At 69.1% G+C, this 23,018-nt stretch carries 20 protein-coding genes and 2 pseudogenes; 10 read left to right on the plus strand and 12 right to left on the minus strand.

The window, feature by feature from the left end; translation table 11 throughout:
• The 3 genes from ABD658_RS13840 to ABD658_RS13850 all read left to right on the plus strand — a co-directional run.
• On the plus strand, window positions 1–616 hold a 616-nt coding region (locus ABD658_RS13840), incomplete at its 5' end, for a class E sortase (RefSeq protein ID WP_344744826.1).
• A 1-nt stretch (window position 617) separates the two neighbouring features.
• On the plus strand, window positions 618–779 hold the full coding sequence (locus ABD658_RS13845; protein WP_170922706.1) for a hypothetical protein: 162 nt from the start codon (window positions 618–620) through the stop codon (window positions 777–779).
• Window positions 780–790: 11 nt separating this feature from the next.
• A complete protein-coding gene (locus ABD658_RS13850; RefSeq protein ID WP_311026244.1) occupies window positions 791–1,453 on the plus strand; it encodes an anthranilate synthase component II in 663 nt (220 codons plus the stop codon).
• Between the two features lie 19 nt (window positions 1,454–1,472).
• On the opposite strand, the gene ABD658_RS13855 is transcribed toward ABD658_RS13850, so the two are convergent.
• From ABD658_RS13855 to ABD658_RS13865, 3 genes and pseudogenes are all read right to left on the minus strand, one after another.
• Window positions 1,473–1,682, minus strand: coding sequence for a hypothetical protein (locus ABD658_RS13855; protein WP_344685336.1), 210 nt, complete (start codon window positions 1,680–1,682; stop codon window positions 1,473–1,475).
• Window positions 1,676–2,293 (minus strand): CpaE/TadZ family protein, encoded by a 618-nt coding sequence (locus ABD658_RS13860; protein ID WP_344685334.1) that lies wholly within the window; start codon window positions 2,291–2,293, stop codon window positions 1,676–1,678. Before ABD658_RS13860 ends, ABD658_RS13855 begins: the two co-directional genes overlap by 7 nt.
• 9 nt (window positions 2,294–2,302) lie before the next feature.
• Window positions 2,303–3,031: pseudogene (locus ABD658_RS13865) on the minus strand (ISL3 family transposase); the annotation flags it as partial.
• Here ABD658_RS13865 and ABD658_RS13870 point away from each other — a divergent pair.
• Window positions 3,024–3,712 (plus strand): annotated as a pseudogene (locus ABD658_RS13870) (integrase core domain-containing protein); the annotation flags it as partial. The pseudogenes ABD658_RS13865 and ABD658_RS13870 overlap by 8 nt on opposite strands.
• A 333-nt stretch (window positions 3,713–4,045) precedes the next feature.
• Here ABD658_RS13870 and ABD658_RS13875 read toward each other — a convergent pair.
• Genes ABD658_RS13875 through ABD658_RS13905 form a run of 7 tightly spaced genes read right to left on the minus strand, consistent with a single transcriptional unit; the run spans window position 4,046 to window position 14,360 of the window.
• Window positions 4,046–6,328: a protein kinase domain-containing protein gene (locus ABD658_RS13875; RefSeq protein WP_425544565.1), complete on the minus strand. Its 2,283-nt coding sequence runs from the start codon at window positions 6,326–6,328 to the stop codon at window positions 4,046–4,048.
• Window positions 6,325–8,232: a protein kinase domain-containing protein gene (locus tag ABD658_RS13880; protein ID WP_344685332.1), complete on the minus strand. Its 1,908-nt coding sequence runs from the start codon at window positions 8,230–8,232 to the stop codon at window positions 6,325–6,327. The genes ABD658_RS13875 and ABD658_RS13880 overlap by 4 nt, the downstream gene beginning before the upstream one ends.
• Complete coding sequence (locus ABD658_RS13885) at window positions 8,232–9,677, minus strand: penicillin-binding transpeptidase domain-containing protein (protein WP_344685330.1); 1,446 nt, start codon at window positions 9,675–9,677, stop codon at window positions 8,232–8,234. The genes ABD658_RS13880 and ABD658_RS13885 overlap by 1 nt, the downstream gene beginning before the upstream one ends.
• Window positions 9,674–11,203 carry an FtsW/RodA/SpoVE family cell cycle protein gene (locus ABD658_RS13890; RefSeq protein WP_085437831.1) on the minus strand — a complete coding sequence of 510 codons (1,530 nt, stop codon included), beginning with the start codon at window positions 11,201–11,203 and terminating at the stop codon, window positions 9,674–9,676. Before ABD658_RS13890 ends, ABD658_RS13885 begins: the two co-directional genes overlap by 4 nt.
• On the minus strand, window positions 11,200–12,993 hold the full coding sequence (locus ABD658_RS13895; protein WP_344685328.1) for a PP2C family protein-serine/threonine phosphatase: 1,794 nt from the start codon (window positions 12,991–12,993) through the stop codon (window positions 11,200–11,202). The genes ABD658_RS13890 and ABD658_RS13895 overlap by 4 nt, the downstream gene beginning before the upstream one ends.
• A gap of 3 nt (window positions 12,994–12,996) precedes the next feature.
• On the minus strand, window positions 12,997–13,506 hold the full coding sequence (locus ABD658_RS13900; protein ID WP_311026251.1) for an FHA domain-containing protein FhaB/FipA: 510 nt from the start codon (window positions 13,504–13,506) through the stop codon (window positions 12,997–12,999).
• Window positions 13,506–14,360 (minus strand): FHA domain-containing protein, encoded by an 855-nt coding sequence (locus ABD658_RS13905; RefSeq protein WP_344685324.1) that lies wholly within the window; start codon window positions 14,358–14,360, stop codon window positions 13,506–13,508. The genes ABD658_RS13900 and ABD658_RS13905 overlap by 1 nt, the downstream gene beginning before the upstream one ends.
• A gap of 94 nt (window positions 14,361–14,454) precedes the next feature.
• Here ABD658_RS13905 and ABD658_RS13910 point away from each other — a divergent pair, with 94 nt between their 5' ends.
• Both ABD658_RS13910 and ABD658_RS13915 read left to right on the plus strand, forming a co-directional pair.
• Complete coding sequence (locus ABD658_RS13910) at window positions 14,455–15,483, plus strand: LacI family DNA-binding transcriptional regulator (RefSeq protein ID WP_344685322.1); 1,029 nt, start codon at window positions 14,455–14,457, stop codon at window positions 15,481–15,483.
• 175 nt (window positions 15,484–15,658) lie between these two features.
• Window positions 15,659–16,198 carry a YceI family protein gene (locus ABD658_RS13915; RefSeq protein ID WP_344685320.1) on the plus strand — a complete coding sequence of 180 codons (540 nt, stop codon included), beginning with the start codon at window positions 15,659–15,661 and terminating at the stop codon, window positions 16,196–16,198.
• Between the two features lie 80 nt (window positions 16,199–16,278).
• Here the strand turns inward: ABD658_RS13915 and ABD658_RS13920 are convergent, their stop codons facing one another.
• Both ABD658_RS13920 and ABD658_RS13925 read right to left on the minus strand, forming a co-directional pair.
• The gene (locus tag ABD658_RS13920; RefSeq protein ID WP_344685318.1) at window positions 16,279–17,901 is read right to left on the minus strand and encodes an MFS transporter; all 1,623 of its coding nucleotides are present in this window, start codon (window positions 17,899–17,901) and stop codon (window positions 16,279–16,281) included.
• Window positions 17,902–17,920: 19 nt separating this feature from the next.
• Window positions 17,921–18,388: a MarR family winged helix-turn-helix transcriptional regulator gene (locus ABD658_RS13925; protein ID WP_344685316.1), complete on the minus strand. Its 468-nt coding sequence runs from the start codon at window positions 18,386–18,388 to the stop codon at window positions 17,921–17,923.
• Window positions 18,389–18,578: 190 nt separating this feature from the next.
• On the opposite strand from ABD658_RS13925, the gene ABD658_RS13930 reads away from it, so the two are divergent.
• From ABD658_RS13930 to ABD658_RS13945, 4 genes are all read left to right on the plus strand, one after another.
• On the plus strand, window positions 18,579–20,465 hold the full coding sequence (locus tag ABD658_RS13930) for an amidohydrolase (protein ID WP_344685314.1): 1,887 nt from the start codon (window positions 18,579–18,581) through the stop codon (window positions 20,463–20,465).
• 76 nt (window positions 20,466–20,541) lie between these two features.
• Complete coding sequence (locus ABD658_RS13935; RefSeq protein WP_344685312.1) at window positions 20,542–21,207, plus strand: hydrolase; 666 nt, start codon at window positions 20,542–20,544, stop codon at window positions 21,205–21,207.
• Between the two features lie 12 nt (window positions 21,208–21,219).
• On the plus strand, window positions 21,220–21,741 hold the full coding sequence (locus tag ABD658_RS13940; protein ID WP_344685310.1) for a DoxX family protein: 522 nt from the start codon (window positions 21,220–21,222) through the stop codon (window positions 21,739–21,741).
• 5 nt (window positions 21,742–21,746) lie between these two features.
• Complete coding sequence (locus tag ABD658_RS13945) at window positions 21,747–22,964, plus strand: MFS transporter (RefSeq protein WP_344685307.1); 1,218 nt, start codon at window positions 21,747–21,749, stop codon at window positions 22,962–22,964.
• The last annotated feature ends 54 nt before the right edge of the window (window positions 22,965–23,018 follow it).

Raw genomic sequence — 23,018 nt, forward strand, 5'->3', positions numbered from 1 at the left:
CGGTGACGGCGAAGAGTCTCGCGGCGGGGTCGAGCTGGAGGATCTGGTCGTCCCGGGCCCCGACCACACAGCGAACTTCGCTGACCAGGGGGGCGTCATGGCGATGGTCTATGCGCCGCGGCTCGGCGCCGACTGGGCCGCGCCGGTGGTGCCCGGGGTGGGGCCGGAGTCGCTGAACCGGGCTGGCCTGGGACATTACTCCTCCACGCAGCTGCCCGGTGAGCCCGGAAACTTCGCGCTGGCGGGCCACCGTCAGACCTACGGCAACATCCTGTGGAACCAGGACAAGTTCGCCGTCGGAGACCTCATCTACGTCCAGTCTCCGGACGGCTGGTACATCTACTCCGTCACCGAGACCTACATCGTCCAGCCGAACCAGTCCGAGGTGCTGGCCCCGGTGCCCGGAGACCTCGAGGCGGAGGCCGAGGGCTCGACGCTCACTCTGACCACCTGCCACCCGCCGTACACGACCCTGGAGCGGATGATCACCCACGCCGAACTGGTGGACTACGCCCCCCTGTCCGACGGGCCGCCGTCTGCGGTGGCCGACACTGTGGAACGGCAGATGCAGGCCGATGGTCCCTTCGGCGATCTGAGCTCACAGGAGGCACGCTGAGATGTACGCATGGATCTTCCGGCATCTTCCCGGCCCGCTGTGGCTGAAGATCATCCAGACGCTGGTGCTGTTGGCCGCCGTCGTGCTGCTGCTGATGGAAGTGGTGTTCCCCTGGGTGGATCAGTACAGCCCGCTCAACGACTCGACCATCCAGGACGGCTAGCATGGTGCGCGATGACTGAGAACTCCGACGCTGCGGCGGCCTTCCGCGCGAAGATCCTGGTGGTCGACAACTACGACAGCTTCGTCTACACGCTGGTCGGCTATCTGCGGGAGCTGGAGGCGCAGACCACCGTGATCCGCAACGACGACCTCACCGAGGCTGAGGCGATCGCCCTCGCCGGGGACCACGACGGCGTGCTGATCTCGCCGGGGCCGGGCGCCCCGCACGAGGCCGGCGTCTCCATCGCCCTCACCCGCTGGTGCGCCGAGGCGAGCACACCGCTGCTGGGGGTGTGCCTGGGCCACCAGGGCCTGGGTGAGGCTTTCGGCGGCACCGTCACCCATGCCGAGCAGCTCATGCACGGCAAGACCAGCGAGGTCACCCACACCGGGCATGAGTCCTTCGCCGGGCTGCCGGAGACCTTCGTCGCGACCCGCTACCACTCGCTGGTGGTCGCCCCGGACTCCGTGCCGGAGGTCCTGGAGGTCACCGCCACCACCGACGACGGCGTCATCATGGGCCTGGCCCACCGGACGGCGCCCCTGTGGGGCATGCAGTACCACCCGGAGTCGGTGCTCACCGAAGGCGGCTACCGGATGCTGGGGAACTGGTTGGAGTCACTGGGTCAGCAGGGAGCTGCGGAGAAGGCCGCCCGGCTGAACCCGATCCGCTGAACGGCGGAGCCGGAGAGCCTCACCGGTAGGTGGAGATGACCGCCGCCGCGATCTCCATATAGGCCTGGCGAGTCTCCTCCTGGAGCATGTCGAGATCGATCCGGTCCCCGTCGACGACGGCGCGGTCGAACGGCACCACCACCAGCTTCCGGCACATGCCGCGCAGACTCTCCCGGATGGCGGCCTTGTCCACCCGTTCCGAGACGCGCTCCTTGTCGGTGATCACCACCACCGACTCCTGGGCGAGGGTCTCATAGCCGTGATCGGCCAGCCAAGTGAGCGTCTGCAGTGCCCGCTGGGCACCGGAGACGGCGAATCCCGCGGCGATGACCAGGTTGTCCGCAGTCTGCAGGATCCCCCTCGTCGCGTCTGGGTGACGCCGGTGCCGCAGTCCGTGAGCAGCACGGGGTAGTACTTCGCGAACTCCCGGTGGATGCGCAGCCATTCGTCAGCGGTGAGGCTGTCCGAGACCTCCGGCTCCTGCTCACCGGCGAGCACATGGAGGCGGCTGGCCTGGTGGAGGTAGGTCTGCAGTGAGGTCAGCGAGTCGACGTCGTCGAGGTTCCGCAGCAGGTCGGTGATGGTGGGAGGGCGGTGCGCCTGGAAGGCCCGTTCGCCCAAGGCTCGTTCGGCGAGGTCCCCGGAGTGAAGGTTGGCATCGATGGCGCAGGGCAGATCCCCGCGGTGCTGGGCGAGTGTCATGCCCACGCCCACCGTGGTGGAGGTCTTGCCGATGCCGCCCTTCAGCGAGAGGATCGCGGTGTTGTGGTTGCCCTCCAGGGGTCGGGCGATCTTCTGGGCGAGCTCCTCGTGTCTGCGTTCCTTCTCCGTGGGCCCCACATTGATGGCTCATCGCAGATGAGGGTGTAGCAGGGGTCTGAATCCTCCGGTGTCCAGCAGCGCTCGGGTGATGTAGTTGGCCAGGTTCCGGAACCCCAGAGCAGTGCCGCGAAGGTGCTCGAGACGGCCGTTGATCGCCTCAGTGGGCCCGTTGGAGGTGCCCGGGCGGTCGAAATAGGCCAGGATGTCGACCGCCCGGCGGTTCAGCGTCCGGCCCAGCTTCTTCAGCTCGACCAGCCTGGCCGGGACCCCGCGGCGCAGCGAGTTGATCACCTCGTTGAGCATCTGCTTGCCAGCGGGCTTGGAGGCGCACCGGTAGGCGGCGACGATCTTCTGATACGCGCTCCAGGTGGCCTCGACCTCCACATGCTCATCAGCGGCGAAGACCTTCCGGAGCCTGCGGTCTTGGGGTTCGGTGAGCAGGTCAGCCCCGGTGCGCAGGGTCCGCCGTGCTCCGTGGAGGGGGTCCCCTGAACGGCCGCGGTGGCCGGTGGTCTCACGCTGGACCCGCTGGCGCGACTGGTCCAACGCGTCTCCAGCCAGAGCAACGACGTGGAAGGGATCCATCACCGCGGTGGCGTCAGGGAGCATTTCGGCGGTGGCGGTCCTGAACCCTGAGAACCCGTCCATGGCCACGACCTCGATGCCGTTGCGGAAGTCCTCGTTCTGGGCGTCCAGCCAGGTGGTGAACACGGCCTAGGACCGGCGCGGCACCATGTCCAGCAGCCTGGCCGGCCCTATCACCGATGCTGAGTGGGATGAAGCTCATCGGCTCAATGTGCTGATCGATGCTCACCGGGATGATCCTGAGTTTGGGTACCGGTACCTTGCCGACGAAGCAGAAGAAGCCGGCTACCCCATGGCCCACCGCACTGCCTGGCGGCTCTGTGCCTCCCGGGGGGGTGTTCTCGGTGATCAGCCGCCGGAAGAAGGGTAAGGGCACCCGCCCGGGTCCACCGGTCCACGATGATCTGGTGCGCCGGCAGTTCACCACTGTGAAGGCGCTGAACGAGGTCTGGCTGACTGACATCACCGAGCACCAAACCGGTGAGGGCAAGCTCTACCTTTATGCGGTCAAGGACGCCTGCTCACGCCGGATGCATCGTCCACAGCGACCGCGTCAGCCAATTCCGCTCAAAGAAGTTCCTCCGGGCCCTGGAGCACCACAGCCTGGTCGGATCCATGGGCAGAGTCGGTGCCGCAGGGGATAACGCGGCCATGGAGTCGTTCTACAGCCTGCTGCAGAACAACGTCCTCGACGCCCAGCCCTGGCGGACCCGTGAGGAGCTGCGGATGCGGATCGTCCGGTGGATTGAGAGGACCTATCACCGAAGGAGGAAGCAGAAGGCGTTGGGGAAGTTGACCCCGATCGCCTACGAGGAGAAACTGCTCACGCAGGCGCTGACTCTAGCGGCCTGAACAGGAAACCCAACCTGTCACCCGTTCCTGCATCAGTCCCCTATGACGAGGACCAGAATCCTCCGTTGCGGGTGTCTGGTGGGCAGGAGGAGTCTGGGCGGCTTTTCATGATCCGGCAGCTCAAGCCAGGTGCTGGGATCACAGCGTTGTTCTCGACCCGGCATTCTGATGATGAGTCGATGTATGAGGCCCAGGAGGCCAACTGGGACGACTGAGCTCGACGAGTCATAGTGTGCCCTGGCCGCCCGCTGTGAGGCCTGAGAAGCTCGCGGCGGGCCTCAACAACTGCGAGCGAACGGCAGCGCCTGGTGCCGACTGGTCCGCCGCATCGGCTCACTCGTCGTCGGAGTCGCCTCCGCCGTTGTTGCCGTTCCCATTTCCATTGTTCCCGTTGCCGTTGTTGCCATTGTCGGAGTCGTCGTCGGAGTCGTCGTCGGAGTCGTCGTCGGAGTCGTCGTCGGAGTCGTCGTCGGAGTCGTCGTCGGAGTCGTCACCGTCGCCCTCGTCCTCATCCTCCGTCGGCTCGTCGGTCGGCGACTCCTCGTCCTCCGGCTCGTCCTCGTCGTCGGAGTCCTCCTCAGAGTCCTCGCCGTCCTCATCCTCGTCCTCCGGGTCCCGCGGCTCCTCCGGTTCCGGAGTCTCCACCGGCTCAGGCGCGACGGCCACCGACAGTGAGACGGTCGCACCCTGCGGGATGGGGGTGCCGGGAGCCATCAGACTGCCGTCGAAGAAGGTGCCGCCGACAGTGCCGGGGTCGTACTCGGAGGTCTCCCAGTCCACTGTGGAGTCCGTGACGGTGAACCCTGCCTGCTCCAGTTCGGACCGCGCCTCCGCGGTGGAGAGCAGCGCCACGTCGGGCACCGGGTACAGTCCGCTGGCCACGGTGAGGTCCACGGTGGAGCCGGCCTCCACGGTGGTGCCGGCCTCCGGGTCCGTGGAGACCAGCTCGCCGGCGCCCACCGTCGGATGGTCCTCCTCGGAGACGTTACCGACCTCCAGACCCAGGGCCTCCAGCTCGGCCCGGACCGTCTCTTCGGTCTCGCCCTGCATGCCGTCCGGGATCACGACTCCGTCCGGCCCGGAGGAGAGGTACAGCACCAGCTCGTCCCCCGGTTCCACGCGCTCCCCGGCTTCCGGCTCCGTGCCGATCGCGTGGTCGACCTCGACGTCCTGATCCGGCACGGATTCGATCTCTGCGGGTTCGAGGTTCGCGTTCGCCAGCTCCTCCAGGGCCTCCGCGCGGCTCATGCCTTCCACCTCAGGGACCATCAGCTCCTGAGTGTCGAGCATGCGCACCAGCGCCCACGTGCCGCCGGCCACCAGGGCGATGAGCAGCACCACCCACAGCCAGGCGAACCGCCGCCGGCGGCGCGGCTCCTCCACGTCCTCCTCGTACTCCGCGTACAGGTCCGGGTCCTCCGGGGTCCGGGCGGACAGCGGTGTGCCCAGCCCTGCCGCGCCCGCGCCGACGACCTCGTCGAAGCCACGGCCGTCGCTGACAGCCGGGATCGCCTCCGTGGCGTCCTCCACCGGCACCCCGTGCAGGGCGTCCTTGACCGCGGCGGAGAACTCATCGGCGTTCTGGAACCGCTCGGCAGGGTCCTTCACCAGGGCCTTGGCCACCACGGACTCCATCGCCGGGGAGACCTGAGGGTTCAGGTCAGACACCAGCGGCGGATCCTCCCGCACATGCTGGTACGCCACCGACACCGGCGACTCGCCCTGGAACGGGGGCCGGTTGGTCAGCAGCTCGAAGAGCACACAGCCGGCCGAATACAGGTCGCTGCGGTGATCCACGACCTCGCCGCGGGCCTGCTCCGGGGACAGGTACTGGGCCGTGCCCACCACGGCGGAGGTCTGCGTCATCGTCGACGCCGAATCTGCCAGGGCGCGCGCGATCCCGAAGTCCATGACCTTCACGGCGCCGTTCTGCGCCACCATCACATTGGAAGGCTTGATGTCCCGGTGGACGATGCCCTTCTCATGGCTGTAGCTCAAAGCCCCCAGGATGCCGTCCAGATACTCGGCGGCCTCAGGCTCCGGCACGGGTCTGCCCAGCGCCTCATCGATCTTCCGACGCAGCGGCTCCCCGACGTCGGCCGCCGGGCCATGCTCCTGCGCCTCGGTGCGGCCCGTGTCACCCAGGGCCAGGACATCTGGGTCCGAATGCTCCTCCGGGCGGGTCCCGTCGGCCACCGTGCGGTCCGCGGCCGGAGACTGCAGCTGGGTGGCGGCCTCGTCGTCGACGTCGCCGCTGCCCTCATGGGAAGGGGTGCCGTGCATGATGTGCCGCAGGGTCACCCCGTCCACGTACTCCATCACGATGTAGGGGGTCTTGACCTCCGCATGGTGGGAGTCTTCGACGTCGGCCCGGCCGGTGTCATAGACGCCGACGATGTTGTGGTGGTTCAGCGAGGCCGAGGACTGGGCCTCACGCCGGAACCGCCCCTGGAACTGCGGGTCGCGTGCCAGGTCCGGACGCAGCATCTTCACCGCCACCTGGCGGTTCAGCGAGAGATCATGACCGAGGTACACGTCGGCCATGCCGCCGCGCCCGATCAGGGCCTCGATGCGGTAGCGGCCGTTGAGCACGCGGTGTCCGTTCTCAGTCATCATGCCTGTCCAGTTCGTGTCGTGTCATCGGAGCCCCCGCTCGAGGCGTCGTCGACCTCGTCCGCGTCCTCGGTGTCCTCCCCGGCGTCCTGACCGCCCTCCTGGTCCGTCTCAGGGCGGGGAGCGGCCCCCGTGCCGCCGTCGTCGGTCTGGTCGCCCTCCTCGGCGGGCGCGGGCGAGTCGTCGACGTCCTCGTCCCCGTCCTCCTCGGCGGGGCTGGGGGACTCGGGCGTAGGGCTCGGGGTGCTCTCCGGGCTGGGCGAGTCCTCCTCCGCGGTCCCGGTGCCGTCGGTCTCCTGCGAGTCGCCGCCGGTGTCACCACCGCCTTCGCCCGTGCCGCCGGTGCCCTCGTCCGGGCCTCCGTCCGTGTCTCCTCCCGTGCCGCCGCCCGGGCCGTCCGTGTCCGGAGCGGGTGACGGCTGGTCCTCCGGGGGAGGAGCGGTCTCGCTGCCGGTGGAATAGGACAGCGTCACCGTGGCGCCCACCGGGACCTGGCCGGTGGGACCGATAGCCACCACCACGCCGGCCGGCTGGGCGGACTCGACCTCCTGGGTCTCCACCTCGAGGGCGAGATCCTGCAGCGCTGCGCTCGCCGCCTCCACGGTGAGTCCGATGAAGTCACCCTCATCCACCTGGACCGTCTCCGCCTCGGCGGTGAACGTCTCGGTCACGGTCGGCTGGGGCTCCGGCTCCGCACTGGTCAGCCTCGGCAGCACCCAGGAGCCGAACAGCGCCAGCAGCACCAGGGCGATCAGCACCACCAGCGGCCAGCGCCAGCGGGTCAGGGAACCGCCGGAGGAGGACTGCCGGCGCTGCTCCTTGCGGCCGGCCTTGTCGGCTGAGCCGGCACCGCCCGCCGAGCCGCCCGGACCCTCGTCCCAGACGTCGTCATGGGGCTGCTCCGGGGTCCGCGCCGACAGCGCGGGGGTCGGCGTCACCTTCTGCGTGCCGTCACCGGCGGCGTCGGCCCGAGGCACGACGGCGGTCGGCTTGGTCGCGGCGGGCATCACCTGGGTGGAGTCGTCCTGCTCCGAGGGCAGCGTCATGTGGTTCCGCATGGCCGGCACGGCCTCCAGCGCGGCGTCCAGATCATGGCGGAGCAGAGCGTCGGAGGCCTCGGCCAGCTTGGTGGCGTTCATCGGCCGGTCTCCGGCGTCCTTGGCCAGCATGGACATGATCAGCGCGCGCACCGGCTCCGGGACTGAGTCCGGCAGCGGAGGCGGCGCATCATTGACCTGCTTCAGGGCGATCGCGATCTGCGACTCCCCGGTGAAGGGGCGGTGCCCCACCAGAGCCTCATAGCCGATGATGCCCAGTGCGTAGATGTCCGAGGACCCGGTGGCGTGCTGGCCGGTGGCCTGCTCCGGGGAGAGGTACTGGACGGTGCCCATCACCTGACCGGTGGCGGTCAGCGGGACCTGGTCCGCCAGGCGGGCGATCCCGAAGTCCGTGATCTTCACCCGGCGGGTGGGCGTGATCAGCAGGTTCCCCGGCTTCACGTCCCGGTGCACCAGTCCCTGGTCATGGGCCACCTGCAGGGCGCGGGCCGTCTGGGCGATGATCGACAGCGTCTTCTCCCAGGACAGGGTCCGGTCCTTCTCCAGCAGCACCGACAACGGACGGCCGGGCACCAGCTCCATGACCAGGTACCCGGAGCCGGCCTGCTCGCCGTAGTCGTAGATGTCGGCGATCCCGGGGTGGTTCAGCAGGGCCGTGTGCCGCGCCTCGGCGCGGAACCGCCGCAGGAACGCCTCGTCCCCAGTGTACTCCTCCTTGAGGATCTTGATCGCCACGGTGCGGCCGAGGACCTCGTCGGAGGCCTTCCACACCTCACCCATGCCGCCGATGGCGATCCGCTCGGTCAGCTTGTAGCGGTCGCCCATCAGGATGCCCACAGCTGGTCTCATCAGTCGATCACCGCCTCGAGCATCGTGCGCAGGTTCGGCCCCGTCAGGGAGGAGCCGGTGTCGTAGTCGATCCGTTCATAGGTCACCGTGACCGCGTACTGCGGGTCCTCGGCAGGGGCGAAGCCGGTGATCCAGGAGTTCACCTGGTCGGTGCCGTCGATCTGCGCGGTGCCGGTCTTCGCGGCGATGTCGAAGCGGTCCGACTCCGCCCGCCAGGCGGTGCCGGACTCGACCGGTCCGAGCATCAGCTCGGTGAGCTCCTCAGCCACGTCCTCCGAGATCGGCTCGTGGAGGACCTGGGGCTCAGGCTGCTCGATGATCTGCAGATCCGCTCCCCGCACCGACTCGATGAGGTTCGGAGTCATCATGGTGCCGCCGTTGGCGATCGCCATGGCCACCATGTTCATCTGCATCGGCGTCGAGGTGACGCTGCCTTGACCGATGGAGGCGTAGGCCAGCATCGCATCGGAGTCCACCTCCGGGAACTGCGACGGCGAGACCTCCAGGGGGAAGTCGAAGTCCTGGTTCCAACCGAAGGCCTCGGCGGCCTCGCGGATGGGGTCCTCGCCCAGCTCCATGGCGGCCTCGGCGAACGGCGTGTTGCAGGACTGCGCGGTGATGAAGCGCAGGTCCGCCTCCGACTGCTGCTCACAGATGCCGCCGAAGAAGTTCCGCAGCGTGCGGTCGGACTGCGGCAGGTCGATCTCCGAGGGGTTGTCCAGCACCGTGTCGGCGTCGTAGTCGCCGGAGTCCAGCATCGCCGCCAGGTCGATCAGCTTGAAGGTCGAGCCCGGGGCGATCGTGTTGAACACCGCCTGGTTCCGATAGGCGCTGAGCCCTTCGACCTCGTTCAGCTGCTCCATGTTCTCCTGGAACTCGCTGGTCGAGTGCACGGCCAGGTCATTGGTGTCATAGCTGGGTTTGGACACCATGACCTTGATGTCTCCGGTCTGCACATCGGTGACGATGATGGTGCCTCGGGTGCCGTCCGGGATGGTGTCATAGGCCAGCCGCTGCAGCTCGGGGTCCAAGGTGAGCTCCACCTGGGCGCCCTCCAGCGTCTCCCCGGTGAACAAGGAGGTCAGCCGATCGAAGAACTGGCTGTCCGCCTGGCCGGTGAGGTACTCGTTCATCGAGTTCTCCAGCCCCGTGGACTGGGCGGCGATGGAGTAGAAGCCGGTGATGCCGGAGTACAGCTCGGCGTCGCGGTAGACCCGCTGGTACTCGAAGTTCGTCCCCTCGGAGGGCACCGACTCGGCGATGGCGCTGCCGTCCACGGTGATCGCGCCTCGGGGTGCGCCCCGATCCTGGTAGAGCTGCCGGACGTTGTCCGGGTGGGAGTTGAGCTCCTCGGTCAGGGCCACCTGGATGACGCTGAGCGCGGCGAAGAGGACCAGGAACAGCCCCACGCTGACGACCCAGGCGTGTCGGATCGCATTGTTCATCGGGCACCCCCTGAGCTGTCCGGGGAGGTCTCCGCCGCTGAGGGCGGTGCCCCGTGGGCCGGTGCGTGACGCTGCGTGCGCTCCGCGGCGGACAGCGGCTTGGCCACCGGACGTTTCGGCTCGGCGTCCTCCGGTCCCTCCTCATGGGTGGGGTTCTCGGTGCCGGCGGCCTCAGTGCCGCTGGCGTTGACCATGGGGCCGACGACGATGGGGCGACGGGCGGCGTGGGAGATCAGCAGCACCAGTGCCAGGATGATCCAGTTCGCCAGCAGGGAGGAGCCGCCGGCGGCGAGGAAGGGAGTGGTCAGACCGGTCATCGGGATGACCCGGGTGATGCCGCCCACCACCACGAAGATCTGCAGCACCAGCACCACGGCGAAGCCCACCGAGAGCAGCTTGCCAAACGCGTCCCGGGTGCCCAGTCCGGCACGCATGAACCGGCTGAACAGCAGCAGATAGAGCATGAGCATCGCGGAGAGGCCGATGAAGCCCAGCTCCTCGCCGAAGGAGGCGATGATCATGTCCGAGTTGGACAGCGGCACCCGCTGCGGCAGACCCGACCCGAATCCGGTGCCGGTCAGCCCGCCGTTGCTCAGCCCGAACATGCCCTGGACGATCTGGTCCGACCCTCCGATCGCCCGCGAGTAGATCTCCGGGTCGAAGGCGTTGAGCCAGATCTCCACCCGCCGGGTCACATGGGGGACGAACAGGTAGGCCAGCACGCCGCCGACGGCGACCAGGCCCCCACCGATCAGGATCCAGGACAGCCGCGAGGTGGCCACATAGATCATGCCCATGAACAGGCCGAAGAACATGATCGAGGTGCCCAGGTCGTTCTGGACCACCAGCACGCCGATCGCCACGATCCAGGCGATGAACATCGGGCCCAGGTCCCGGGCACGGGGAAGCTGCAGGGGGCCGATGCGCCGACCGGCCAGCAGGATCAGGTCCCGGTTGTTCGCCAGGAACCCGGCGAAGAAGATCGCCAGCGTGATCTTGGCGATCTCCGCCGGCTGGAACGAGGCGAAGCCGAGGTTCACCCAGATCCGGGCGCCGTTGATGGTCATGCCGAAGCCGGGGATCAGCGGCAGGAACAGCAGCACGATGCTGACCACCAGGGAGATGTAGGTCAGCTGACGCAGGCGACGGTGGTCCTGCAGGAACCACAGCAGCGCCATCGCCGCGACCATGGACACCAGGGTCCACATCAGTTGCCGGTCCTCCGCCGGTGGCCCTCCGGTGACCAGGTCCAACCGGTGGATCATCGCCATGCCGAGCCCGTTGAGCGCCACCACGATCGGCAGGATGAACGGGTCCGCGTACTTCGCCCGCAGGCGCAGCACGATGTGGAAGGCGAAGGTGATGCCGGCGAACAGCGCGGCCTCGGTGTAGTAGGTGCTGTCGTAGGGCTCGTCCATGGCGACGGCGACCAGGAACTTCGCCCCGATGCCGATGATGAGCGCGAGCAGCAGCAGGACCAGCTCCACATTGCGGCGCGGCTTCGGCGCGGTCTCCAGCTGGGTCACTGCTCCTCACCTCCGTCCTCATCACCTGTGGGCTCGTCTGTGGGCTCGTCTGTGGGCTCGTCGGCGTCGTCGTCGGCGTCCGCGCCGGTGGTGGCCCGCAGCTGGTCCACGATCGTCTCCGCATGAGTGCGGTCATCGGCCGGGATGCCCCGCAGGACGCGCTCCCGGTGGTAGGGGGAGAGCTCCTCGACGTCGAAGCCGGCGTGCTCGTCCACCTCGGAGAGCCGAATGGGGCCCAGGGACTGCGAGACGCCGTTGTAGATCGCGACCTCGCCGTCGTCCTGCCCCACGTAGTACTGCGTCTGGGTCCAGATGTACCCCAGGAAGGTCACCACGCCCAGCAGCAGCGCCAGCAGGGTGACGAAGGTGGGAAGGAACCACCGACGACGCCGGGACGCCCGGGTGGCGATGGCGACGTCAGCGACGTCGATGTCCGCCCCGGTCAGGTCCGCCTCCGTCAGCGCCGGATCCGAGAGGTCGGGCTCCTCGTCCTCCGCGGAGCCCTCGACTCCGGCCTCACCGGCGCTCACGGACTCCTCGGAGGCGGCGTCGGCATCGACGGTGACGCCGGCGTCGTCGGCGCCGACCGGCGCGCTGGACGTGCCGGAGCCGTCGGCCCTCTCCTCGCCGTCGGTGCCCTGCGACGTGCCGCGCGCCGCACTCTCGCCGCTGTGGTCCCCGAGCATCTCAGAGTAGGTGTGCCGCACCGGCACCAGCGGTTGGCCGGTGAGCAGCACCGCCATCGGATGCTCGTCCACATTGCGCGCCACCACCGGGATCATGCCCGTCTCGGTGGCCTTGTCCGCGGCGCCGACCAGCAGGTGAGGTCGGGTCTCCAGCTCTTGGCCCAGCATCGAGGCGGTCAGCGGAGAGAGCTCGTCGTCCTCCTCCGGCGGGTGCTCGGAGAGCGCGTCCACGTTGACCACGGGGACCAGCTCCATGGTCTCCTCGGCGTCGCCGGCGTCACTGTCTGCGGCGGGCCGCTCGGGGGTCCTGTACCCCTCGGCGGCGGCCTCGACGGCCGCCTGGGTCAGCGGCAGGCGTCGGTCAGGGGTCAGATCGGCCTCGCCGGCTTCGATGACCTCCAGGCAGATGACGGTCACATTGTCCGGAGCGCCGCCTTCGATCGTGAGGTCGACCAGTTCCTCCACGATCGACTCGAGCGACTGCGGGGACCGCAGCTTCTGCTCGATCAGCCGGTCCGAGACCACGGCGTTGAGACCGTCGGAGCACAGCAGCCAGCGCTCCCCGGCCTCCAGGGGGAAGGAGGTGATGTCCAGCTCGGGGGAAGCGTCGACATCCCCGAGCACCCGCATCAGGACATTCTTGTGCGGATGGAACTCGGCCTCGTCCGGGTCCAGGCGGCCCTCATCCACGAGCCGCTGCACGAACGTGTGATCCTTGCTGACCTGCCGGAACCGACTCTTCTTGAGCCGGTAGGCCCGGGAATCGCCGATGTGGGCGAACTGCAGGCGGTCGCCGGTGATCAGCAGCGAGGTGATGGTGGTGCCCATCCCGGCCAGCTTCGGATTGGCCTGGACGAGCTTGTTCAGGAACGCGTTGGCGGTCTGGATCTCGTCCGGCAGCACCGTGTCCGGCTCGGCGAAGCCCCGGGTGTCCAGGTGGGCGAGGTCCAGCACGGTGGAGGCGCTGGCGACGTCCCCGCCGGCATGACCTCCCATGCCGTCGGCGACGACGGCGAAGTAGCGTCCGGCGTAGCCGGAGTCGTCGTTCTTGGAGCGGACGACTCCGGTGTCGGAGCGGGCTGCGAAGCGGAAGACCAGGGCCACGGGCTAGGTCCTCAGCTCCAGGACGGTCTTGCCGATGCGGATGCGTTCGCCGGGCTCCACCGTCGAGGCCCGGGTGAGCTGCTCCTCGCCCAGCCACGTGCCGTTGGTGGAGCCCAGGTCCTCCAGGAACCAGCGGGAGCCCTGGGGGAACAGCCGGGCGTGCTTGCCGGAGGCGTAGTCGTCCTCGAGCACCAGGGTGCACTCCTGGGCGCGGCCGAGCATGATGGGCGCCGAGCCCAGATCCAGCTCGGTGCCGGCGAGCGGGCCCTCGGTGACCACCAGCTTCCGGGGTCGGGGGCGTGGCGTCTGGCCGGTGTGTGGGGCCTGGGATCCGGACTGGGCCCCTGGGGCGGAGCCGCCGTCGTTGCGGCGTGCCGCCGACGCGTGGGCCCGGGTCCGGGACTTCTTGGAGACCATGAGGTCACGTCCCTGGGCGCCGATGATCGACAGGATCAGGATCCACAGCAGCAGGAGCAGGCCGAACTGGAGGACCGTGACGGCGAGCTCGCTCATCACACCTCCCTGGTCGTGAGACGGAAGCGCAGCCGAGCGTTGCCCAGGGAGATCAGCGCCCCGTCGAAGAGCTCGACCTGGTCGTGGGAGCCGGACAGCTGCTCGCCGTCCACGTAGGAGCCGTTGGTGGAGCCGAGGTCCCGGGCGATCCAGCGGCTGCCGTCTCGGTAGACCTCCAGGTGGCGCCGGGAGACCCCGGTGTCCGGGATCGTGATGTCTGCGGAGGTGGAGCGGCCGATCACCGTGCTGTCCGCCCGCAGGTCATGCTGGCGACCCTCGTGGTCCAGCATCGCGACCGGGGCCTGGGCGGGCGGGGTCTGGGCGGGGACGGCGGGCTGCGCGACCGTGGGGGCGATGTCCCTGGCCTCCGGTGCGGCGGGAGCCTGGGGGGCGCTGGGAGCGCTGGGAGCCGCAGGCGCGGCCTGGCCGGCCGGGGCCTGGCTGGAGGGCGCCTGTCCGGCGTCCTTCTCCGTCTGTGACTCGATGCCCAGCTGGCCGCGCTTGAGGTCGGTGTTCTTCACGAAGGTCGCCTTCACCGGACCCAGCAGCGTGTACCCCTGGGAGTCGGCGTGTCGGATGATCTCTTCGCACAGCTCCTCCGCGAGGGCGACGCCGTACTTCCGGGCGGCCGCGAAGTCCTCCTCCGAGAGCCGGATCCGGTACACGTTGGGGACGAAGCTGCGCCCCTGGGACATGGTGAAGGACTCGCGGTCCATGTGCCGGCGTACGGCGGTGGCGATCTCCACTGGGCCGAGGCTCCCTCCGCGTCCAGAGAAGGCGCCGCGGACGGCTTTCTCGATGCCGCGCTCGAGATTGTCCAGCAGACCCATCGGCACCTCCTTCTCCGTCGTCATGGCCGCCCCGGATGAAGGGCAGTCTCTCGAAGAGTCTACTGTCTCACCTGGCCTGGGACGCTTCAAACGCGCCTCGAGGGGCTACCGTGGGCATGTGAGCAGAGAGACGCGCAGTCGACGAGCCCCCACTCTGGAAGACGTGGCGGCCCGCGCGGGAGTCTCCCGGGCCACCGCCTCCCGGGTGGTCAACGAGGACCCTCGCGTGCGACCCCGTGCCCGCGAGGCCGTGGCCGCCGCCGTCGCGGAGCTCGGATACCGGCCGAACCGAGCGGCCCGCTCGCTGGTGACCCGAGAGGCCGATTCGATCGCCGTGGTGGTCCCCGAGGCGGAGGATCGGGTGTTCGGCGACCCCTTCTTCGCGGCGATGCTGGGAGGCATCACCCAGGCGCTGGCCGACTCTCCGGCCCAGGTGCTGCTGGCCATGGGGCGGCGGGGCCAGGGCGGGGAGAAGATCGAGAAGTACCTGCGCGGCGGATACACCGACGGCGCCATCGTGGTCTCCCACCACCGGGACGACCGGATCGGCGAGGTGCTGCGGGAGACGCAGCTGCCCGCCGTCTATGTGGGGCGCCCTGCGGGGGAGCCCCGCCTGCCCTTCGTGGATGTGGACAACCATGCCGGCGGGAGGCTGGCCGCCGAGCACCTGATCGCGCAAGGGCGCCGGAGGCTCGCCACCATCGCCGGTCCGCAGGACATGACCCCCGGAGCGGATCGCCTCGCAGGCTGGCGCGAGGGACTGGCCGAGGCTGGGATCTCGACGGACCCGCACGAGGATCTGACGGAGGTCGGTGACTTCACCGCGGCCTCCGGCGGGGAGGCGATGCAGCGTCTGCTGGCTCTCAGCCCGGAGCTCGACGGGGTCTTCGCCGCCTCTGACCTGATGGCCGTCTCGGCGGTCCATGCCCTCCAGGCGGCGGGTCGGCGCGTGCCGGAGGACGTCGCCGTCGTGGGCTTCGACGACTCCTCGGCGGCGGCCCTGTGCCGACCCCCTTTGACGACGGTGCTCAATCCGGTGGCCGCGCTGGCGACGACGGCGGTGGACATGCTGCTGCGCCTGATGGAGGGCGGCGAGGCCCAGTCGGTGCTGATCGACACGGAGCTGGTGCGGCGCACCTCAGCCTGAGCGCGGGCGCGGAGAAAAGTCTCCCTTAAGTGCTTCAGTTTTGAAATAGATGCGTGGTCGGCTGTGTTGCACCCTCATGAGCCGGGACCACCGGCGCATCAAGAGACCGAGACGACACGTGAGACCGTCAGGCCACGTGCCACCGCCTGACCCCATCGACCAGAGGAGCACACCCATGGCAGCACCCACCCCCGGAACCTGGACCCTCGACGCCGCCCACTCCGAGATCGGCATGACCGTCCGCCACGCCGGCATCTCCAAGGTCCGCGCCGTCTTCTCCGACGCCGACGCGACCCTCACCGTGGCCGAGGACGGCACCTCCGCGGTGGAGGCCGCCGTCAAGGTCGCCTCCTTCGACTCCAAGAACGCCGACCGCGACGCCCACGTGCGCGGCGAGGACTTCCTGGACGCCGAGAACCACCCCGAGCTGACCTTCGTGGCCCGCGACTTCCGCCCGGCCGGCGAGGAGTTCGAGCTCACCGGCGACCTCACCATCCGCGGCGAGACCCGCCCGGTGACGTTCGACGTCGAGTTCGGGGGTCAGGCGGTCGACCCCTTCGGCGCCACCCGGGCCGGCTTCTCCGCCAGCGCCGTGATCTCCCGCAAGGACTTCGGCCTGACCTGGAACGCGACCCTCGAGGCTGGCGGCGTGCTCGTCGGCGACAAGGTCGCCATCGACTTCGAGGCGGCCTTCGTCCGCCTGCAGGGCGAGTGATCTGCTGACGCAGCGACCCTTCCGCACGGAGGCCCCGCACCGGTTCGGTGCGGGGCCTCCGTGCGTCCGGAGCAGGCCTGTCACATCCTCACGATGTGGTGGCTGACCTGGACGGGGCGGGTAGAGAGGCTGCGGAGACGCTCGACCAGTTCGGCGTCGCTCCCGGTCCACCGGTCGCTGTGCTGGCGGGCGTGGTCCCGGCCGCTGCTGGTGAGGAACCTCTCCCGGTACACCACATGCTTGGGGGACCGCTCCCACTCCACGAGCCTCCACTGCCGGGCGCCGGTCCGCATCCGGGCTAGACGCAGCGGGGCGGCGGCGTCCTCGAAGGCGTCGGCGTCCACGAGGGCGACCGTGTACTCGATCTGGATCTCCACGGGACGGTCCGCCTCCTCGTCGGCCGGCATCCACAGCGCCTGGTCCGAGGACAGCGGCACCGACGTCCGATCCAGGGCGCCGATGGTGGCCGGCAGCGGCCAGCGCAGCGTCGTGACCGCCACGACCACCAGCAGGCCCGCGGTCACCAGCAGGGTCATCCGGACACCCACCGCCTCGGACACCACGCCCCAGAAGAAGGAACCGACGGCCTGGGCGCCCATGAACACGAGCAGGTAGACCGACATGCCGCGGGCCCGCACCCATGCCGGAAGGAGCAGCTGCATCCCCGCGGTGACCAGCGTCAGAGCGATGACCCAGCCGACGCCGGCCAGGAACGCGCCCGCGGCCGCGCCGACGAAGGGGAGCAGCACCGTCGCGGCGGTGCCGGCCCCGAAGAGGCCGCAGGAGATCCAGGTCAGCGCCGAGCTGGAGAAGTGCTCGCGGAGCCAAGGATTGATCAGGACTCCGGCCACGGCGCCCGCGCCCATCAGGGCGAGCAGCGCGCTGTAGCCGTCGGCCCCGGCGTCCAGCAGAGTGCTCGCGGCCACCGGCAGCAGCGCCCACAGGGCGCTCGCCGGGAAGGTGAACAGCAGGCTCCGGAACAGGACCCGGCGGATGCTCGGTGCCGCCCAGATGTAGCGGAGGCCGGCGATCATCGCCTCGGCGGCACGTTCGGTGTGCGCCGTGGCCACCGGGGCACGTCGCCAGGCCAGCAGGGCCAGGGCGACCACCGCGAACGAGACCGTGTTGAGGGCGAAGACCAGGGCCGGCCCCTGGGCGGCCACGATGATGCCGGCCAGCGCCGGCCCGATGGCGCGCGCCCCGTTGACGGTGACCGTCGCCAGTGAGGCGGCTGCAGGCAGCTCCTCACGTGAGACCAGCTCCGGCTGGATCGCCTGCCAGGCCGGTCCGATGACGGCGGCGGTGCAGCCCAGCAGCAGGGTGAGGCCGAGCAGCCAGAGCGGGGTGAGCAGATCCGCGAAGGTGAGGCCGGTGAGCACGGCAGCCAGGACCATGGCGGCGACGCTGGTCCATAGCAGCAGCTGCCGTCGGTTCAGGATGTCGGCGGCCACCCCGGCGAAGATCGACAGGAAGATGACGGGCAACGTCGTCGCTGTGCTCACCCAGGCCACCAATGCGGAGCTTCCGGTCTCCTCCACGAGGTACCACTGTGCGCCAACCGTGTGCATCCAGGTGCCGACGTTGGAGATGAACTGGGCGATGAAGAGCATCAGGAACGCCCGCCGCGCCAATGGGGCCCACGGTCCGGGCTTCGGTGCGTCGGGGGAGTCCGCCGTGGGGTGGGCGGAGGAGTGCGGGGTCATCTGAGGCTGCTCCTCAAGGTCAGGGTTCCTGGGGGTCGGCGCCGGCGGTCCTGCCCCGGAGCACCTGGCCCATCGCGCAGGCGATGTCATGGGCCAGAGGCTCGCCCACGACCTGCACGAAGTGCCGCCCCAGGTAGGCGCTCATCTCGTCGCGGACCGCAGTGGCCATCGTGCGGCCCGCCGCTGTGAGCTCAAGGTAGACGGTGCGGCGGTCGGCGGCGCAGCGCACCCTCTCGGCGAGGCCCCGGTCGGTGAGACGGTCGGCGACCTTGGTGAACCCGCCGGTGGTGAAGCTGACCGCTTCGGCCAGTGCGGCGAAGCGCATGCGCGCCTCGGGAGTCCCGTGGAGTAGCAGCAGCACGTCGAGCTCGGCGTGGGTGGCGTCACAGGTGGCCGCCACGCTGGCGTACAGATCCGCCTGGAGCTTCTCGACGGAGGAGCGGATGGTGGTCCAGTCCGCCCACATGTCGTCGGCGTGGTCATGCATGGCGTGAGTTGGGGTCGCAGGATGGTGGACCCGACCATTCTACTCCTCCGCAAGATGCTGTCCAGCAAGCAGTCATCTCGGCCTATCTGCGTCATGAATCTCAACTTTCCCGGAATACTGCTTGCTCGCAAGTAGTTCAAATGTGTAAGATCAACGAGGACGCAGATCAGATCACAAGGAGGTGGGTGCCATGCCCACGATGCCCGTCCGCGGAATCGGAGCGCAGGCCGGCGCAGACGCCGCCGACCTCGTCGTCCGCAATGCCAAGGTCTTCACGGGAGACCCTGTTCGGCCGAGCGCCAGCGCCGTGGCCATCAAGGACGGTCGGATCACCGCCGTCGGGGACGACGCCGAGATCATCCCGACCGTCGGCGAGGCGACGAAGGTCGTCGACGCGCAGAACAGGCGTGTCATCCCGGGCCTCAACGACTCCCATCTCCACGTCATCCGGGGCGGCCTCAACTACGTGCTGGAGCTGCGCTGGGACGGTGTTCCGACCCTCCGCCAGGCACTCCAGATGCTCCGCGAGCAGGCGGCCCGGACGCCGCAGGGCCAGTGGGTGCGGGTGGTCGGCGGATTCACCAAGGAACAGTTCGCCGAGAAGCGGCTCCCCACTCTGGCGGAGCTGAACGAGGCGGCGCCGGACACCCCGGTCTTCGTGCTGAACCTCTACCAGTCCGCCCTGATGAACCGCGCGGCGGTCCAGGCGGCCGGCTACACCGCCGAGACCCGTTTCCCCGGCGGACAGGTGGTCGTCGGGCGCGGGGGTGAGCCGACAGGCATGCTGCTGGCCGCGCCCAGCGCCCTGATCCTCTACTCCACGCTGGCCCAGGCGCCGATGCTGCCGGAGGAGGACCGGAAGGACTCGACCCAGCACTACCTGCGCGAGCTCAACCGGTTCGGCCTCACCTCGGCGATCGACGCCGCCGGCGGGTTCCAGAACTTCCCGGAGAACTATGCGACCGTCCGTGAGCTCGCCCAGGAGGGACGGCTGTCCGTGCGCATCGCCTACCATCTGTTCCCCCAGGTCGCCGGCCAGGAGATCGACGACCTTAAGCGGTGGATCGAGATGGTCACCCCGGGTGAGGGCGACGACTACCTGAGGCTCAACGGCGCCGGTGAGAACATCACCTGGGCCGCCGCGGACTTCGAGAACTTCTCGGAGCCGCGCCCCGAGCTCGCCGCCGACTACGAGGTGGAGTTCGAGAAGGCTGTCCGCCTGCTCGCGGAGAACGGCTGGGGCTTCCGCCTCCACGCCACCTATGACGAGACGATCCAGCGCGATCTGGCCGTCTTCGAGAAGCTCGCGGCTGAAGGCCTCTTCCCCGGTGGCAACCGGTGGTTGTTCGACCATGCGGAGACCATCTCCGAGGCCAGCCTCGACCGGGTCGCGGCTCTGGATGGATCCATCTCCGTGCAGAACCGGATGTCCTTCCAGGGGGAGGCCTTCGTGAACCGCTATGGAGCCGGGGCCGCCGCTGAGGCGCCGCCGATCCGCAGGATGCTGGACCGAGGCATCACCGTCGGGGCGGGCACCGACGCCACCCGCGTCTCCTCCTACAATCCGTGGGTCTCACTCCATTGGCTGGTCTCGGGGCAGACGCTCGGCGGCCTGGTGATTTACCCGCCGCAGAACCGGGTGGACCGGGAGAAGGCCCTGGAGCTCTACACCATCGCCGGCGCGAAGCTGACCGGCGAGGAGGACCGCAAGGGTATCCTCCGGGAGGGCTACCTGGGAGACCTGGCGATCCTCTCCGAGGACTTCCTCACCGTGGACGAGGCGGACATCCCGCACATCGAGTCCCTCGTGACCGTCGTCGGCGGGCGGATCGTCTATTCCACTGGAGAGTACGAGGGCCAGGACGAGGAGCTGCCGCCGATCTCCCCCGAGTGGAGCCCGGTGGCCCGCTTCGGCGGCTACCACGCCACCCCCCGGCCCTCCACGGCGGGCGCCCGCCAGGCCGAGCTGCTGGCCGAGGCGGCCCGTGACTCAGAGGAGCAGGCCACCTGGCGTGCGGCTCGTGGTGAGACCGTCGGGCGCATTGCCTCCGATGCCTTCGAGACCCACACCCACTGAAGATTTCTCCGCTCGACGAGTGGGAGAGCGGCCCGCCGTCAGGCGGAGCCGGACAACCGACAGGAAAGGCAGAACCATGGCCACCGTGGACTTCGACAAGGTGACGGCCGCACCCAGCGCGGACCTGATCACTCCGGACAACAGCGTGTTCCTCTTCGTGGATCACCAGCCCCAGATGTTCTTCGGCGTCGGCAGCGACGACCGGACCTCCATCATCAACTCGACCGTCGCTCTGGGGAAGGCTGCCAAGACCTTCGACGTCCCCACTGTGCTCACCACGGTCGCCGCCCAGTCCTTCGCGGGGAACCTGTTGCCCTCGCTGGCGGAGCTCTACCCGGACCAGGAGATCATCGACCGCACCACGATGAACACCTGGGAGGACCAGCGCGTCGTGGACGCGATCAAGGCGACCGGCCGGACCAAGATCGTTCTCTCCGGACTGTGGACCGAGGTGTGCCTGGTCCTCCCGGCGCTCTCCGCGCTTGCCCAGGGGTATGAGGTCTACGTAGTCACCGACGCCTCAGGCGGTGTCACCGAGGCCGCCCACGAGCACGCCATCACCCGGATGGTGCAGGCCGGCGCGGTTCCGGTCACCTGGATCCAGGTATTGCTGGAGCTGCAGCGTGACTGGGCTCGGACCGAGACCTACGGTCCGGTCTCCGAGATCGTCAAGGCCCATGGGGGTGCCTACGGCCTGGGCATGTACTTCGCCGGTGACTTTATCGGCGGAGAAGCCGGCTGAGGCGGCGGACCTATGGGTGAGGACATCGGATTGCTGATCCTCCGGCTGGTCCTGGGGCTTCTGATCGCCGGACACGGCGCGCAGAAGGTCAGCCGCCTCTTCGGCGGCGAGGGACTGGACGGCGGATCCCGCGAGTTCGCGGCAGACGGCTTTATCGGAGGACGCGCGACGGCGGTAGCGGCCGGTGCCTCCCAGCTGGCGGCCGGTCTGCTCCTCGCCCTCGGTCTCATGACTCCGGCGGCGGCGATGATCGTCGCCGGAGTCATGACCCTCGCCGTGACGGTCAAACACCGCCACGGCCTTTGGTCACACCACGGCGGCTACGAGTACCCGCTCGTGCTCATCGTGGGTGCAGCCGCTCTGGCGCTCGCCGGGCCGGGCTCCCTATCCCTGGACGCGCTCCTGGGTCTTTCGCGCCCCCCCCTGCTTATTGCACTGGGCACCGTCGGAGGGGGCGTGGGAGCAGGGCTGGCCATGCGCTGGCTGCTGCACGCCAGCACTTCCCCGCTGGCACGTCACAGAAAGGACCGATGAGTCCGATGCCTGCACTGCCCACCCTTGGGCCGCGGATCTCCTTCGTGGTCATCGCGCTGACCTTCGCGCTGATGACCACCGGCGGCACCATCCCCATCCCGCTATACACGCTCTGGGGCGAGCAGCTGGACTTCGGTGCGGCCACTACCACCTGGGTCTTCGCCGTCTACGTGTTCGGCACCCTGATGGCCCTGGTGGTCTTCGGCGGCCTCTCTGATCAGGTGGGCCGACGCCCCCTGGCGCTGGTCGCACTCGGCGCGGCGTTCGTCTCCACCCTGTTATTCATCCTCGCCGGCAACGTGGCCATGCTGCTCATCGCCCGATTCCTCAGCGGCATCAGCGTCGGGCTGATCACCTCGGCGGCGACGGCGGCGCTCGCCGAGGTGTACCGGGGCGACAACCAGGCCTTCCCTGCGATGATCTCCACCGCGGCGAACATGGGCGGACTCGGCATGGGCCCGTTGCTGGCCGGTGCCACCGCCCAGCATCTGCCGCACCCGACCACGACGGTCTTCGTGCTGTTCATCAGTCTGGTGGTGCTCACCACCGCGCTGACCTTCTTCATCCCCGAGACGAGCACCCGGCGTCGTCGGGGCCCCATCGACTGGACCCCGCATGTGGGGGTCCCGGCCGAGGCCCGCAGGGTCTATGTGCGCTCCGCGATCGCCGCCGTGCCGACCTTCACGCTGCTCGGATTCTTCTCCAGCCTCACGCCGCGGTTCATCCGTGACACGCTCGACATTGACGATCTGCTGATCGCGGGAGCCGCCACCTTCGTTCTCTTCCAGGTGGGCGTGGTCGCCCAGCTCACCCTGCGCTCTCGCCCGCCCCGCTGGAACGTGCTGATCGGCCTGCCCCTGCTGGTCGTCGCCATGGCACTGGTGCTCGGCGGATTCCTGCAACCCAGCACCTGGGTCTTCGGGCTCGGAGCCGTCGTCGGGGGAGTGGGCGCCGGGATGACCCTGATGGGCGGCCTCCGACAGCTGGTGCAGCGCCTACCGCACTCCTCGCATGCGCAGGGCGTGGCCTCCTTCTTCATCGCGGCGCAGGCCTCCCTGGCCGTGCCGGTGCTGATGATCGGTGGGCTCACCTCTGTGGTCTCGCTCGAGACGGCGACCGTCGCCGTGGTGGCCCTCGTGGTGGCGGTGGCGAGCCTCGCCTTCGTCATGAACCTCCGGTTCCACCTGGCCGCGGGGGAGCAGCCCAACCCTGAGCGCCGCTGAACCGCACTGAGCCCCGTTGACCAGGCGGGAGCGCCGGACGGGAGTACAGTGGCC

It is taken from the genome of Nesterenkonia aethiopica (assembly GCF_039534665.1).
GTDB classification, from domain to species: domain Bacteria; phylum Actinomycetota; class Actinomycetes; order Actinomycetales; family Micrococcaceae; genus Nesterenkonia; species Nesterenkonia aethiopica.

What these genes read in the sequence shown, in the direction of transcription:
- ABD658_RS13875 (WP_425544565.1), bottom strand. Translation starts at nt 6,328, where the DNA reads ATGATGACTGAGAACGGACACCGCGTGCTCAACGGCCGCTACCGCATC.
- ABD658_RS13850 (WP_311026244.1), top strand. Translation starts at nt 791, where the DNA reads ATGACTGAGAACTCCGACGCTGCGGCGGCCTTCCGCGCGAAGATCCTG.
- ABD658_RS13900 (WP_311026251.1), bottom strand. Translation starts at nt 13,506, where the DNA reads ATGAGCGAGCTCGCCGTCACGGTCCTCCAGTTCGGCCTGCTCCTGCTG.
- ABD658_RS13915 (WP_344685320.1), top strand. Translation starts at nt 15,659, where the DNA reads ATGGCAGCACCCACCCCCGGAACCTGGACCCTCGACGCCGCCCACTCC.
- ABD658_RS13925 (WP_344685316.1), bottom strand. Translation starts at nt 18,388, where the DNA reads ATGCATGACCACGCCGACGACATGTGGGCGGACTGGACCACCATCCGC.
- ABD658_RS13880 (WP_344685332.1), bottom strand. Translation starts at nt 8,232, where the DNA reads ATGAGACCAGCTGTGGGCATCCTGATGGGCGACCGCTACAAGCTGACC.
- ABD658_RS13930 (WP_344685314.1), top strand. Translation starts at nt 18,579, where the DNA reads ATGCCCACGATGCCCGTCCGCGGAATCGGAGCGCAGGCCGGCGCAGAC.
- ABD658_RS13940 (WP_344685310.1), top strand. Translation starts at nt 21,220, where the DNA reads ATGGGTGAGGACATCGGATTGCTGATCCTCCGGCTGGTCCTGGGGCTT.
- ABD658_RS13905 (WP_344685324.1), bottom strand. Translation starts at nt 14,360, where the DNA reads ATGACGACGGAGAAGGAGGTGCCGATGGGTCTGCTGGACAATCTCGAG.
- ABD658_RS13845 (WP_170922706.1), top strand. Translation starts at nt 618, where the DNA reads ATGTACGCATGGATCTTCCGGCATCTTCCCGGCCCGCTGTGGCTGAAG.
- ABD658_RS13885 (WP_344685330.1), bottom strand. Translation starts at nt 9,677, where the DNA reads ATGAACAATGCGATCCGACACGCCTGGGTCGTCAGCGTGGGGCTGTTC.
- ABD658_RS13935 (WP_344685312.1), top strand. Translation starts at nt 20,542, where the DNA reads ATGGCCACCGTGGACTTCGACAAGGTGACGGCCGCACCCAGCGCGGAC.
- ABD658_RS13920 (WP_344685318.1), bottom strand. Translation starts at nt 17,901, where the DNA reads ATGACCCCGCACTCCTCCGCCCACCCCACGGCGGACTCCCCCGACGCA.
- ABD658_RS13945 (WP_344685307.1), top strand. Translation starts at nt 21,747, where the DNA reads ATGCCTGCACTGCCCACCCTTGGGCCGCGGATCTCCTTCGTGGTCATC.